Below are 14,593 nucleotides of genomic sequence, written 5' to 3'. Positions count from 1 at the left end.
ACCTTATATAAAAGGTGGCTTTTTCATATAAAACAAATAACATTTTACTATAAGTACTTTTAATACAATTAATTATATTTGCATAAAACATAATCAAAATCATATTCCTATGAAGAAAATTACTTTATTATTTACCTTAATGATAGCAAGCATATCATTTGCTCAAACTCCCATAATCACGATGATTGCAGATGGAGACTGTACAGGAGGTACTCCGAAAGTTGTTGAAATTTATGCAGACGGAACTGTAGATTTTTCATTATACTCAATAGAAAGACAATCTAATGGAGGTAGTTGGGGCACTACTACTAATTTATCTTCTCTCAACACTGTTACTGACGATTTTATTTATATTTATTATGACACCAACTCTCCAGAAGTTTTCGCTTCAGAATTTCCTTCTGCAACAAATGTTTGGGAAGATGGTGTTGTGAATTTTAACGGTGATGATGCTATAAGAATTGTTTTAGATAGTGATTCTTCTGTAATAGACCAATATGGTGTCGATGCAATTGATGGCTCTGGTCAATTTTGGGAATATGCAGATGGTTATGCTAAAAGAAATACAGGCACTACAGCTAATGGATCTTTTAATCAAGCAGATTGGACATTTAGCAACGGTGCTTTGGATGGATTTGGCTTATGCCAAGGAGGAAATACTTTCGAATCTATTATTGGTTTAGGTTCTTTTGTACCAGGTACAGTTACTTGTCCATTAACCGTTACAGTAACAAGTGTGGTTTGTGATACAGAAACTACAGGTGCAACATCAGATACTTATACTGTTACCGGTACTTTTAGTGGAGGTGGTACAGAGTCTTATAGCTTTAGCCTAAACGCAGGAACAATTACAAGTCCAGACGACCCATCTACAATGGCTACAGGTACCATTACAGTATCAGGTATTCCAGAAGGTACAGATTTAATGTACTCTATCACAAGTGCAAGCTGCTCTATATCAAATACAATTACAGCTCCTGAGTGTGAACCAGCTACAAGTGTAAATGACATTGCAAGTTTAAGAGCTGGTACTATTGGTGGTAAATATACTTTAACTAGTGAAGCTATTTTAACTTACCAACAAAACTACAGAAACCAAAAATACATTGAAGATGCTACTGGAGCAATATTAATAGATGATAATAGTGGTGTTATTACAACTACTTATGCTATAGCTGATGGTATCACTGGTATTACAGGAGAACTAGCTAGCTATAACGGAATTTTACAATTTTACCCAGAAACAGATCCTGGTGCTGCAAGCTCTACAGGGAATACAATTACCCCTCAAACAGTAACTATTGCAGATTACAATACTAACTATGCAGATTACGAGTCTGAAATGATTATGCTATCTGGTGTAACTTTTGTAGAAGGTGATGGTACTGCTGTATTTGCAACAGGTACAACTTACAACTTATCTAACGGGTCTGATCAAATGGCTATGTACACTAATTTCTGGGATGAAAGCTACATTGGTAGCGTTATACCAACTACTGCTTCTGAAGTAACTGGTATTGCTGCTAAATATGATGACGGAACAACTGTAACTCCACAAATTTTTGCTACAAGTATTGAAGAAACATTATCTGTAGGTAACAATACTAAATCTTTATTTTCACTTTACCCTAACCCAACATCTACAGGATATGTTTCTATTGAAACTGAAAATTCTGCTAGTGTAAATGTGGAAATTTTTAACTTATTAGGTAAAAAAGTTATTTCTGCTAATAACGTAAACTCTACATTAAATATATCTACTTTAAATACAGGTGTATATTTAGTTAAGCTTACGCAAAACGGAGTATCTTCAACTAAGAAGCTTATTATAAAATAAATTTATAATTCTCTATAAATAAAAAGCGCCTATAAAAGGCGCTTTTTTTATTTTCTTATTTTTGCTCAATCTTAATAGAGAATTATGAAACTTGAAGACAAAATTTTTCAAATACAAAATGAACACGACTTTTTACAAACCAGTCTAGAAGTTTTTCAGTTTCAATACCAAAAAAATGCAGTTTATAAAAAATTCTGCAATCTACTTCATATCCATCCGCAAGAAGTAAACACATTAGAAAAAATACCATTTTTACCTATAGAATTTTTTAAAAAAGAAAAAATACTTTCTTCTACTAACCCTATTCAAGAAACCTTTACAAGTAGCGGAACCACTGGAACTTTAACTAGTAAACATTTAGTAACAGATATAAACATTTATGAGAAAAGCTTTATAAATGCATTTCAGCAATTTTATAATCCTATCTCAGATTATGTTACACTTGCTTTATTACCTGCGTATTTAGAGCGCAAAGGCTCTTCTTTAATTTATATGGCTAATTACTTTATAGAACACAGTAAACACCCAGAAAGTGGTTTTTATTTAAATGAATTAGATGAACTTGCCACACTACTAAAAAAACTAGATCAAGAAGGCAAAAAAATACTTTTGATAGGGGTGTCATTTGCTCTGTTAGATCTTGTAGAAAAATATAACTTCCAGCTTAAAAACACGATTATAATGGAAACTGGAGGGATGAAAGGCAGAAGAAAAGAAATGATTAGAAAAGAATTGCACCAATTACTAAGCAATGGTTTTGGTGTAAATAAAATACACTCTGAGTATGGTATGACAGAGTTACTATCTCAAGCATACTCTAAAGGAGATGGGGTTTTTAATTGTCCTAAGCATATGAAATTACTTATAAGAGATACTGAAGATGCTCTTAGCTACGTACAAGATGGTAAAACAGGAGGTATTAACGTTATAGACCTAGCAAACTTAAATTCTTGCTCTTTTATTGCAACCCAAGATCTTGGCAAAAAAATAGACAAAAACTCTTATGAAATTTTAGGAAGATTTGATAATAGTGACGTTAGAGGATGTAATTTGATGGTTATTTAGCATCTAATTGTTATACTTATGTTAATACACAAATATTCTGTAATTGAACCAGATTCTTTACGTCTTATATCATGCTAAGATGAAAGTTTTTTCATAATAGATTGGTTAGTTATTTTAGAAAGCCCGGAGTGATTACCGGGCTTTTGCTTTTTATTAAATTGCCTTAATAATATAAGTGTTCTTTTTCCCTTTGTTTAAAATTATGTATTTACCACCTATTAAATCTGCTTCGGTAATAGAATAATCTTCTGCTACTTTTTCTTTATTTACAGAAACAGAGTTTGCTTTTAAAGCTCTTCTTGCTTCTCCATTACTAGGTAAAAAGTTAGTTTCTGCAGCAAGCGCAGCAATCATATCTAAACCTGTATCTATTTTAGCTTTTTCAATTTCTGCTTGTGGTACACCTTCAAAAACATCTAAAAAAGTTTTTTCATCTAACTTTCTTATATCGTCTGCAGCACTTTTACCAAACAACACGTTACTTGCAGTTATAGCATTATCTAAATCTTCTTTAGAGTGCACCATTTCTGTAATTTCTTCTGCTAAACGTTTTTGTAATAATCTTAAATGAGGTGCTTCGGTATGTTCTGCTACTAATGCTTCTATTTCTTCTTTTTCTAAAAAAGTAAAAATTTTGATATACTTTTCTGCATCTTCATCACTAGTATTCATCCAGTATTGGTAAAATTTGTAAGGAGAAGTTCTCTCTGCATCTAGCCATACATTACCTCCTTCTGTTTTTCCAAATTTAGTACCATCTGCCTTAGTAATTAACGGACAAGTTAAAGCAAAACCTTTACCGCCTCCAATTCTTCTAATCATTTCTGTACCTGTAGTAATATTACCCCATTGGTCACTACCACCCATTTGTAAAGTACAATCATGCTCTTTAAATAAGTGTAAGAAATCATACCCTTGTACTAATTGGTAAGTAAATTCTGTAAAACTCATACCTACACTAGATTCTGAAGAAAGTCGTTTTTTTACAGAATCTTTAGCCATCATGTAATTTACGGTAATGTGTTTACCTACATCTCTAATAAATTCTAAGAAAGAAAAATCTTTCATCCAGTCGTAATTATTTACTAAAACTGCACCATTTTCTTCTTTAGCTGAAAAATCTAAAAATCTAGCTAATTGATTTTTAATAGCATTTTGATTATGTAGTAAAGTCTCTTCATTAAGTAAATTTCTCTCTGCAGATTTACCAGAAGGGTCACCTATCATCCCTGTTGCTCCACCAATTAACGCATAAGGTTTATGGCCTGCCAATTGAAAATGCCTTAACATCATTACTCCTACTAAATGACCAATATGTAACGAATCTGCTGTTGGATCTATTCCCACATAAGCAGATCTCATTTTTTCTTGCAAATGCTCTTCTGTACCAGGCATTGCGTCATGTAACATTCCTCTCCACGTTAATTCTTCAACAAACTTTTTGGTCATTTTTTTTATGATTTATAGATAAATTGAATGCTTAGTAAGCCAAATTCAACTTATAAAATTTATTTTTGATTTTCTATTCACAAATATAGGAGAAACTAAAAATTTTCCTATTGAGAAAAGCGTATATTTAATTTATGATTTTAGTTACAGGAGCTACCGGTTTAGTTGGATCTCATTTATTGGCAGAATTACTTCTACGAGAAGAAAAAGTGAGGGCGCTGTACAGAACTCATGAAAAAATAAAGGCCGCAGAATATATTATTCAACAAAAAATAGGAGAAAATTCTATTAAACTGCTTGAAAATATAGAATGGTTTCTTGCAGACATTACCAACATACCTCAACTTACCGATGCTTTTGTAGATATTGAATATGTTTATCATTGTGCTGGACTAATTTCTTACAACCCTAAACACTACAAACTTCTAAGAAAAATTAATATTGAAGGTACCGCCAATGTGGTTAATTTAGCTTTAAGCAAAAGAGTAAAAAAACTTTGCCACGTTAGCTCTATTGCTGCTCTTGGTAGTGAGTTAAACCATCAACCTATTACAGAAAAATCTCCTCGTAATAATGATGCAGAGCATGACAATTATTCTATTACTAAATATGGTGCAGAAATGGAAGTTTGGAGAGCCTCTCAAGAAGGCTTAAATGTCGTGGTGGTAAACCCAGGTGTTATTATTGGCGCTGGTAACTGGTCTAGTGGGAGCGGACAGTTATTTAGCAAAGTACATAATGGGTTGTCTTATTACCCACCTTTAACTACTGGTTTTGTTGCTGTAGAAGATGTAGCAAAATCTATGGTTTTACTTATGCAGAGTAATATAGAAAATGAAGGGTTTGTTTTGGTTGCAGAAAATCTTTCTTTTAAAATAGTGTTAGCAGAAATTGCTAAAGCTTTAAAAAAACCAGAACCAAGAAAAAAATTACAACCTTGGATGGTTTTTATTGGATGGTTATTTCAATATATAGGCAGAAAATTATTTAACACAGAGCAAATAATTACAAAAAAATCTATTAAAGGTGCTTTTGGAAAATCTTACTACAGCAATAAAAAAATAGTGAAACTATTAGATTTTGAGTTTACACCAATTCAACAATCTATAAAAGAAACTTCAAGATATTTTATAAAAACTAAGGTTTAGATTTAATAGAGTCTTTACTAGTTGTTAGTTGCAACTTTTTTTCTTTTACATCAGACGTTTCTGTAATTGGTTTTATAGTTAGATTATCTTTATTCTTTTCGTCTGCTTTTTGTTGAGTATCTACTTTCACTAAAGAATCAAAATACTTTTTTTCTTCTTCAAATCTGGTTTGCACGCTATCGTAAATTCTTTTATTTACTTTAAAATCTTCTGCATAGTAGCGGCTACTTTCTACAAATTGCAAACTATCTACCTTATAAGTTTCAAAAATTAAATCTTTGGTATTTATTTTTCTTTTTTTAAACTCAATAGAAGAATAGTTTTCTGCAGCATCTAATCTTAATAAATCTGTTAACAAATCTACCATTTTATCTTCAGGTATTAAGTTTTCAGGCTTCTCCTGCTTATCTACACTTTGACAAGATAAAACTAGACCTAAAAATAAAATGGCGAATATGTTGGTAAACTTTTTTTTCATTATCTATTAAATGTTAAACGCTCTGCATTTTTAACGTCTAATACTTTAAAGTTTTTATATACTAATTTTCCGTTCACAAATGTATGCGTAATTCTAGATCTAAAGGTAGTTTTTTCAAAAGGAGACCACCCACATTTGTATAAGATATTATCTTTATTTACTGTCCAAGGGGCATTTAAATCTACTAAAACTAAATCTGCTTTGTAGCCCTCTTTAATATAACCTCTCTTTTCTATTTCAAATAAAATAGCAGGGTTGTGACACATTTTTTCTACAATCTTTTCTAGAGTTATTTTACCTTTATGATAAAACTCAAGCATTGCTGGTAAAGCGTGTTGTACTAAAGGCCCTCCACTTGGTGCTTTAGTATAAACATTATCTTTTTCTTCTTTAGTATGAGGCGCGTGATCTGTTGCTATTACATCTAGCTTATCTTCTATTAATGCTTTTAATAAAGCGTCTTGATCTTTTTTAGTTTTTACTGCAGGGTTCCATTTTATCAATGTTCCTTTTTCATCATACTGTTCATTATTAAACCATAGGTGATGAATGCATACTTCTGCTGTAATTTTCTTCTCTTTTAGTGGTATTTTGTTGGTAAATAGCTCTAATTCTTTTGCTGTAGAAAGGTGGAAAACGTGTAATCTAGCACCCGTTTTTTTTGCTAATGCTACTGCTCTAGAAGAAGATATGTAACAAGCCTCTTCACTTCTAATTTCTGGGTGATACACAATTGGAATATCATCACCAAACTCTTCTTTATACTTGGCTAAATTGTTTTTAATAGTTGTTTCATCTTCACAATGAGCCACTACAATTAATGGAGAGTGTGTAAAGATTTGCTCTAAAACTTTTTCATCATCTACTAACATATTACCAGTAGAAGAACCTAAAAATAATTTTAAGGCAGCGGTAGATTTTGGATCTACTTTTTTTATTTCTTCTAAGTTGTCATTGGTACCACCAAACATAAAAGAATAATTTGCGTATGCTTTCTCTGCTGCCATAGCAAATTTCTCTTCTAACTTTTCTATAGTGGTTGTTTGCGGCACTGTATTAGGCATTTCTATAAAACTAGTAATACCACCTGCAATTGCTGCTTTAGAACCGTGCTCAATATCTTCTTTATGCGTTAAACCTGGTTCTCTAAAGTGAACCTGATCATCTATCACGCCTGGCAATAAGTATTTACCCTCTGCATCAAAAACTTGAACATCATGAGATTTTGCACTAATAATATCTGCAACTTCTACAATAAGGTCATCTTCAATATATACATCGCCTTCAAAAACTTTTCCTTCGTTAACGATATTAGCATTTTTAATTAAAATCTTTTTCATATTTCTTTGCCAAATAAACTTTTTAATTTCATTTTAATCACTCCAAATACTGCTTCAGAAATTATATTTCCGCTTAATTTAGATTCACCTTTTGTTCTGTCTGTAAAAATAACAGGAACTTCTACAATTTTAAATTTTAAGAGGTAAGCTTTAAACTTCATTTCTATTTGAAAAGCATAACCTACAAATTGAATAGAGTTTAGATTTATTTTTTCTAAAACCTCTCTTCTGTAACACACAAACCCTGCCGTTGTATCTTGTATTTGCATTCTTGTAATAAACTTTACATATTTAGAAGCAAAATAAGACATTAATACTCTATTCATTGGCCAATTTACCACATTAACCCCGGTAACGTATCTACTACCAATTGCTAATGCTGCGTCTTGTTTTACACAAGCATTATAGAGTCTAATTAAGTCGTTAGGGTTATGAGAAAAATCTGCATCCATTTCAAAAATAAATTCATAATCTCTCTCTAAAGCCCACTTAAATCCGTGAATATAAGCGGTACCTAAGCCTGACTTTTGCGTTCTTACTTCTAGAAATAATTGATTTGAAAACTCTTTTTGTAGTTCTCTTACCTTCTCTGAAGTATGGTCTGGTGAATTATCATCTACCACCAATACATCAAAAGACGCCCTTTGAGAAAACACGTTGCGTAAAATACGCTCTATATTTTCTATTTCATTATAAGTTGGTATAACAACGAGTCGCCTCGACATGGGTGCAATTTTAGACAAATGTAATTATTTTTAAACTCTCTTATTTCAGATTTTCTAGCTATTTAATTTTAAATTTGCATAAAATAAAAAAATTTGGAGGCTGTAGCTCGTTCTTTTTCTTCTAATGATTGGATGACCATTGTTTTAATGGCTATCTTACTCCTGCTTGCTTTTACTAAAAAAAAATTTAGTGAAGATTTTTTAGATTTTTCTAGAGTTTTAGTTTCTAATAAATATTTCACTTCACATAAAAGAACCATTTCTGTACTTAATCTATTTAGTTTTTTTCTATTTGTAGCACAAGGTTTAATTATATCATTAGGTATTTTCTATTTTATTAAATTAACTTCTTTTATAACTATTAAAAATGAACCTTATTTATTCTATATTCAAATATTATTAGGTTATAACGTTTTAATTGGAGCAAAGTATTTAATAGAGAAAATAATTGGAGAAGTTTTTGAAATAAGTAAACTTTTAGACAATTATATATTTTACAAAATAACTTATAGAAACCTGGTAGCCATTATAATTTCTCCTCTCTTATTAGTACTTATTTATGGCTGGCCAAATTCTTCATTTTTAATCTATATTTTCCTTTCTATATGGCTGTTAGCTAATATTGGTATTTTATTTAAATATTATTCTCAAAACCAAAAGCTAGTTTTTGGTCATTGGTTTTATTTTATTTTGTACCTTTGCACTCTTGAAATCATACCGTATATCATTTTATATAAAGTGGTTACACGTACGTAGTGATTTTGAGTTAAAAACACAGCGCAATGAAAGTGAAAACTATTTTGATCTCTCAACCAGAACCTAAGGTTGAGAACAGTCCTTATTCAGAACTAGAAGAAAAACAGAAAGTAAAAATTGACTTTATTCCTTTTATTCACGTAGAGGGTGTACCTTCCAAAGAAGTAAGACAACAAAAAATTGATCTTTCTAATTTCACAGCTATTATTCTTACAAGTAGAAATGCTGTTGATCACTTTTTTAGAATTGCTGAAGAAATGCGTTTTAAAGTGCCAGATTCTTTAAAGTATTTCTGCCAGAGTGAGGCCGTTGCTTATTATCTACAAAAATATGTTGTGTACAGAAAGCGAAAAATCTATGTAGGTAAAAGAACATTTCCTGAGTTGATGCCGCTTATCAAAAAATACAAGAATGAAAAGTTCTTGTTACCTTCTGCAGACATGTTAAAACCTGCAGTACCACAACAGTTAGATAAAGCTGGATTAAATTGGAAAAGAGGAATTTTTTATAAAACCGTTGTAAGCGACTTATCTCACTTAGAAAAAGTTTTTTATGATATAGTGGTTTTCTTTAGTCCTAGCGGAATTAAATCTCTATTTGAAAATTTCCCTAATTTTCAACAGAATAATACTAGAATTGCTGTTTTTGGTAACTCTACTATTAAAGCTGCTAAAGAACACGGGCTTACTTGCAATATAAAAGCACCTACGCCAGAGACTCCGTCTATGACTATGGCTTTAGAAAAGTATATTAAAGAGCATAATAAAAAATAATTTACTTGAAATAGTAATAAATAAAAAAAGGGCATTTTAGAAATGCCCTTTTTTATTGAAGAAGACTTAAAACCACTATTTTATAGGCCCTCCATTTAAAATCTCATTACTAGCATAATCTTCAAACTTTGAAAAATTATCATGAAAGTAAGATGCTAGTAAACTAGCCTTTTTATCATAAGCTTGCCCATCACTCCAAGTATTTTTTGGATTTAATACCTCTGCAGGAACACCTGGACATTGGTTTGGCATCTCTAGTCCAAAGATAGGGTGCTTGCTATACGTTACATTTGCTAATTCACTATTTGTAGCAGCTGTAATCATTGCACGCGTATATTTTAATTTCATTCTAGAACCTACACCGTAAGAACCACCTGTCCATCCTGTATTTATTAGCCATACATTAACACCAGAAGCTTTCATTTTTTCACTAAGCATTTCTGCGTATTTAGTAGGGTGCAATGGCATAAACGGCGCTCCAAAACAAGCAGAAAAACTAGGGATAGGTTCTGTAACTCCTTCTTCTGTACCAGCTACTTTAGCAGTGTAACCACTTATAAAATGGTATGCTGCTTGTCCTGGCGTAAGCTTACTTATTGGAGGCAATACTCCAAATGCATCTGCTGTTAAAAAGAAAATGTTTTTTGTATTTTCTCCCACAGATGGTTTTTGTATATTATTAATATGGTAAATTGGGTAACTTACTCTTGTATTTTGTGTAATAGAAACATCTGAAAAGTCTACTTCTCCATCTTCATCTATAATTACATTCTCTAAAATTGCACCTGGTTTAATGGCATTGTAAATATCTGGTTCTCCTTCTTCAGAAAGATTAATTACTTTAGCATAACAACCTCCTTCAAAATTAAACACCTTATTATCTGGCGTCCATCCGTGCTCATCATCTCCTATTAATTTTCTATTAGGGTCTGCAGACAAGGTAGTTTTACCTGTTCCAGATAAGCCAAAGAAAATAGCTGTATCACCTTGCCCTCCAACATTAGCAGAACAATGCATTGGCAAAACATTTTTATAAACTGGTAATATAAAATTTAATGCAGAAAATATCCCTTTTTTAATTTCTCCAGTATACCCTGTTCCGCCAATTAAAGCTATTTTTTTGCTGAAATTTAATATGGCAAAATTAGCTTGTCTTGTGCCATCTACTTCTGGATTAGCTTTAAATCCTGGCGCATTTACTATTAACCAATCTTCTTTAAAATTTTCTAATTCTTCTTCTTCTGGACGTAAAAACATATTATATGCAAACATGTTACTCCAAGGGTGCTCATTAATTACTCTAATATTTAGTTGGTAATCTTTGTCTGCGCAAGCATAAGCATCTCTCACATAAAGTTCTTTTTCTGAAAGATAATTTGCTACTTTGTTATAAAGCGCGTCAAATTTATCTTCCTCAAAAGGAATATTAATATTACCCCACCAAACTTTATCTTTGGTAACCTCATCTTTAACAATAAAACGATCTAAAGGAGATCTTCCTGTAAACTTACCTGTATTTACAGCTAAAGCTCCAGAGTTCACTTCCACTCCCATTTTTTTATCTATGGTAATTTGGTGTAACTCTTCTGAAGAGAGTTGGTAATGAAAATCTTCTGCTTTAATTTTGTACTTTGATAACGAAAACGTTTTCGTAACTAGATTGTTAGAAAGCATAAATATTAATTTGTTGTGTTTGTTTGACAAAAATAGAAATAATATTTATAACGCCTAAGAACTTTTTAGCTTTATTTTTCTCTCATTTTCAGCAAGTTAAACAACAAGACAAACCACGCTGAAATTAGAAAAACACCCCCTATTGGTGTTAAAAATGCAAAACTTTTAAAACTAACCCCTGTTAGTGTAGAGGTAGTAAGTAAATATATAGAGCCAGAAAATAAGATTACCCCCAACAAAAGTAACCAAAATACAATATTCTTAGTTTTAGAAGAAAAAATTGAGGTATTCGCAATAAGCATCGATAAAAAGGCATGATAAAACTGATATCGCACTCCTGTTTCAAAACTTACTAAAGATTCGGCGCTAAGAAATTGTTTGAGTCCGTGCGCTCCAAATGCACCTAATATTACTGCTAAAAATCCAAGAATACTCCCTAAGATTAACAACTTTCTTTGCATATTTAATTATTTTAAAGGTATTTTTAATAAATTCTTTAACAAAAACACAAAATTAATCTAGTAAAATTAAAGATGCGTAATATATTATTAATAGGTGCTGGTAAATCTACTTCTTCCCTTATCAAATATCTGAAAGAAAAAGCAGATTCAGAAAGAATTCAGATTATAATTGGAGACTTATCTCTAGAAAACGCTATAAAATTTGCGGGAAATCATAACTCTACTCAAGCTATTCAATTAGATATTTTTAATACCGAGCAAAGACAAAATGCTATTAAAAATGCAGATATTGTTATTTCTATGCTACCTGCGCGTTTTCATATAGAAGTAGCTAAAGATTGTGTAAACTTTAATAAAAATCTAGTCACGGCGTCTTATGTTAGTGACCAAATGCAAGCCTTAGATAAAGAAGTAAAACAAAAAGGACTTGTTTTTATGAATGAAATTGGTGTAGATCCTGGCATAGACCATATGAGTGCCATGCAGGTAATAGATAGAATAAGAGACGAAGGAGGAAAAATGCTTTTGTTTGAATCTTTTACTGGTGGTCTAGTGGCTCCAGAAAGCGATACTAATTTATGGAATTATAAATTTACTTGGAATCCAAGAAATGTAGTAGTAGCAGGGCAAGGTGGCGCTGCAGAGTTTATACAAGAAGGTCAATATAAGTATATACCTTACCATCGTTTGTTTAGAAGAACTGAGTTTTTAAAAGTAGAAGGTTATGGCAAATTTGAAGGACTTGCCAACAGAAATTCTTTAAAATATAGAAGTGTGTATGGCTTAGATGATATTAAAACTTTATATCGAGGCACCTTACGCCGAGTAGGCTTTAGTAAAGCTTGGAATATGTTTGTACAATTAGGGATGACAGATGATTCTTACACTCTTCAAAACTCTGAAGATATGAGTTACCGAGATTTTGTAAACTCTTTTTTACCCTACTCACCAACAGACTCTGTAGAACTAAAAACACGTTACAACTTAAAAATAGACCAAGACGATGTAATGTGGGAAAAACTTTTAGAACTAGATATTTTTAATCCGCATAAAAAAATTGGAATTAAAAATGCTACTCCTGCACAGGCTCTACAAAAAATACTTGAAGAAAAATGGACACTTGCCCCAGACGATAAAGACATGATTGTAATGTACCACAAATTTGGTTACGAAATAGATGGCAAAACCAATCAAATAGACTCTACAATGGTTTTATTAGGCGAAGACCAAACCTATACTGCTATGGCTAAAACCGTAGGTTTACCTGTTGCCATTGCTACTCTTAAAATTTTAAATGAAGAAATTACTACGCCTGGTGTGTTACGCCCCATTAGTAAAGAAGTATATGAACCTATTTTAAAAGAACTAGCAGAAAACGGAATTATTTTTAAAGAAAAAGAGCGAGAATATCTCGGTTATAATGAAGACAATGTAGTGGGATAAACTAAAATTTCACCCATAAAAAAGCCTTTCTAAAATAAAAGAAAGGCTTTTTTTTAATAGATCAACTTAGGTAAAATTAATCTCTACCTCTTAAAAATATACTTAAAAAATAAAGTAATGTAGCTAAAGAGCCTATAGCTGCTACCACATAAGTTCTTGCCGCCCACTTTAAAGCATCTTTAGAACCTTCATATTCTTGCGGAGTAACCATATTTTCTTTTTTTAGCCAAGCCAATGCTCTATTACTAGCATCATACTCTACCGGTAAGGTTATAAAACTAAACAGTGTACCCATACCAAACAAAATAATACCTGCTAGCAAAACCATTTGCCCTAAACCAAGAGACACAGAAGTCATTAAAATTAAACCTCCCATAATTACAAATTGACTAAAACGAGAAGCAACGCTTACCACTGGTACAAGTTTACTTCTCATAGTTAACCAACTATACGCAGTAGCATGTTGCACTGCGTGGCCACACTCGTGAGCTGCCACAGCTGCTGCTGCTGCATTACGTTGGCTATACACCGCCTCACTTAAATTTACCGTTTTCTTTTGCGGATTATAATGGTCTGTTAATTGCCCAGGGGTAGAAATTACTTTTACATCATAAATACCGTTATCTTGTAACATCTGTCTAGCAATCTCTGCTCCACTCATTCCGTTACGTAAATGTATTTTGGAATATTCTTTAAACTTCGTTTTTAACTTGTGGCCCACATACCAACTCACTAACATGATTAAGCCAATAAGTACATAATATCCTATCATAATTATATTTTTTTCTATAATTCAGAAATCAAAAATCTAGCCAATTAAAAATAATGACGTTTTGTCTATTTGGGCATCACCCTACGGGTCGGGCTATACGCTATATCTTTTTCTTGTTATTATTTTTTGACTCTGCTAAAAATAACAAGAAAAAGGATGCCGCTTCTATCCCTTATGCAAAAAAATAGTGTTTATTTCAGAATTTGAATAAACTTAGAAAACCCTTCCGACTTATTTCGCTATCGCTCCATAAGCCACCTTCCCTTGAAAGGGAAGGAAGTTTTTGTGAGTTTAAATAAGTTGAACAAGATGAGATTCCAAATCAAGTCCAGAATGACACAAATAAATATTATTACCGAGAAAAATCAAAACCTATACAAAAAGTTCCCCTCCTTTAAAAGGAGGGGTGCCCGATAGGGCGGGGTGGTTTTGCAAGCTCATTAAAAACATCAAGAGAAGAAAAGAACCCTTCCCACCTACTTCGCTATCGTTACATAAGTAACCTTTCTTTGAAAGGGAAGGAAGTTTTTGTGAGTTTAAACAAATTGAACAAGATGAGATGCCAGATCAAGACCGGAATGACACAAATAAGTATTATTGCCGAGAAAAATCAAAACCTATACAAAAAGTTCCCTTCCTTTTAAAGGAGGGGTGCCCGATAGGGCGGGGTGG

13 protein-coding genes are annotated in these 14,593 nt (G+C 32.1%); 6 read left to right on the top strand and 7 right to left on the bottom strand.

The genetic code is table 11. The features are described 5' to 3' along the window. The first annotated feature begins 109 nt into the window (after positions 1–109). Both BUC03_RS12995 and BUC03_RS12990 read left to right on the top strand, forming a co-directional pair. On the top strand, positions 110–1,837 hold the full coding sequence (locus BUC03_RS12995; RefSeq protein ID WP_084112949.1) for a T9SS type A sorting domain-containing protein: 1,728 nt from the start codon (positions 110–112) through the stop codon (positions 1,835–1,837). An 84-nt stretch (positions 1,838–1,921) separates the two neighbouring features. Beyond that, positions 1,922–2,902 (top strand): LuxE/PaaK family acyltransferase, encoded by a 981-nt coding sequence (locus tag BUC03_RS12990; RefSeq protein WP_073152892.1) that lies wholly within the window; start codon positions 1,922–1,924, stop codon positions 2,900–2,902. A gap of 153 nt (positions 2,903–3,055) precedes the next feature. On the opposite strand, the gene tyrS is transcribed toward BUC03_RS12990, so the two are convergent. Next, positions 3,056–4,351: a tyrosine--tRNA ligase gene (gene tyrS, locus BUC03_RS12985; RefSeq protein ID WP_073152890.1), complete on the bottom strand. Its 1,296-nt coding sequence runs from the start codon at positions 4,349–4,351 to the stop codon at positions 3,056–3,058. A gap of 134 nt (positions 4,352–4,485) precedes the next feature. Here tyrS and BUC03_RS12980 point away from each other — a divergent pair, with 134 nt between their 5' ends. Then, positions 4,486–5,499, top strand: a complete 1,014-nt coding sequence (locus BUC03_RS12980; protein ID WP_073152887.1) for an NAD-dependent epimerase/dehydratase family protein — start codon at positions 4,486–4,488, stop codon at positions 5,497–5,499. Here the strand turns inward: BUC03_RS12980 and BUC03_RS12975 are convergent. Genes BUC03_RS12975 through BUC03_RS12965 form a run of 3 tightly spaced genes read right to left on the bottom strand, consistent with a single transcriptional unit; the run spans position 5,489 to position 8,042 of the window. Then, positions 5,489–5,977 carry a DUF4296 domain-containing protein gene (locus tag BUC03_RS12975; RefSeq protein ID WP_073152885.1) on the bottom strand — a complete coding sequence of 163 codons (489 nt, stop codon included), beginning with the start codon at positions 5,975–5,977 and terminating at the stop codon, positions 5,489–5,491. The genes BUC03_RS12980 and BUC03_RS12975 overlap by 11 nt on opposite strands. After that, positions 5,977–7,317 carry a dihydroorotase gene (locus tag BUC03_RS12970; RefSeq protein ID WP_073152883.1) on the bottom strand — a complete coding sequence of 447 codons (1,341 nt, stop codon included), beginning with the start codon at positions 7,315–7,317 and terminating at the stop codon, positions 5,977–5,979. Before BUC03_RS12970 ends, BUC03_RS12975 begins: the two co-directional genes overlap by 1 nt. After that, entirely contained in the window at positions 7,314–8,042 is a 729-nt protein-coding gene (locus BUC03_RS12965) for a polyprenol monophosphomannose synthase (RefSeq protein ID WP_073152881.1), read from the bottom strand. Before BUC03_RS12965 ends, BUC03_RS12970 begins: the two co-directional genes overlap by 4 nt. 93 nt (positions 8,043–8,135) lie before the next feature. On the opposite strand from BUC03_RS12965, the gene BUC03_RS12960 reads away from it, so the two are divergent. Beyond that, on the top strand, positions 8,136–8,798 hold the full coding sequence (locus BUC03_RS12960; RefSeq protein WP_073152878.1) for a DUF4271 domain-containing protein: 663 nt from the start codon (positions 8,136–8,138) through the stop codon (positions 8,796–8,798). Positions 8,799–8,824: 26 nt separating this feature from the next. Beyond that, positions 8,825–9,571: a uroporphyrinogen-III synthase gene (locus BUC03_RS12955; RefSeq protein WP_073152876.1), complete on the top strand. Its 747-nt coding sequence runs from the start codon at positions 8,825–8,827 to the stop codon at positions 9,569–9,571. 75 nt (positions 9,572–9,646) lie between these two features. Here BUC03_RS12955 and pckA read toward each other — a convergent pair whose 3' ends face one another. Next, positions 9,647–11,245 (bottom strand): phosphoenolpyruvate carboxykinase (ATP), encoded by a 1,599-nt coding sequence (pckA, locus tag BUC03_RS12950; protein ID WP_073152873.1) that lies wholly within the window; start codon positions 11,243–11,245, stop codon positions 9,647–9,649. Positions 11,246–11,316: 71 nt separating this feature from the next. Further along, on the bottom strand, positions 11,317–11,706 hold the full coding sequence (locus tag BUC03_RS12945) for a DUF423 domain-containing protein (RefSeq protein ID WP_073152870.1): 390 nt from the start codon (positions 11,704–11,706) through the stop codon (positions 11,317–11,319). A gap of 51 nt (positions 11,707–11,757) precedes the next feature. Between BUC03_RS12945 and BUC03_RS12940 the strand changes: the two genes are divergently transcribed. Then, positions 11,758–13,149 (top strand): saccharopine dehydrogenase family protein, encoded by a 1,392-nt coding sequence (locus tag BUC03_RS12940; protein WP_262493978.1) that lies wholly within the window; start codon positions 11,758–11,760, stop codon positions 13,147–13,149. Between the two features lie 76 nt (positions 13,150–13,225). Here BUC03_RS12940 and BUC03_RS12935 read toward each other — a convergent pair whose 3' ends face one another. Beyond that, the gene (locus BUC03_RS12935; RefSeq protein ID WP_073152865.1) at positions 13,226–13,921 is read right to left on the bottom strand and encodes a zinc metallopeptidase; all 696 of its coding nucleotides are present in this window, start codon (positions 13,919–13,921) and stop codon (positions 13,226–13,228) included. Between the last annotated feature and the right edge of the window lie 672 nt (positions 13,922–14,593).

The organism is Mesonia phycicola (assembly GCF_900141885.1).
In the GTDB taxonomy this organism is placed as follows: domain Bacteria; phylum Bacteroidota; class Bacteroidia; order Flavobacteriales; family Flavobacteriaceae; genus Mesonia; species Mesonia phycicola.
This window is presented reverse-complemented; position numbering and strand designations above follow the sequence as displayed.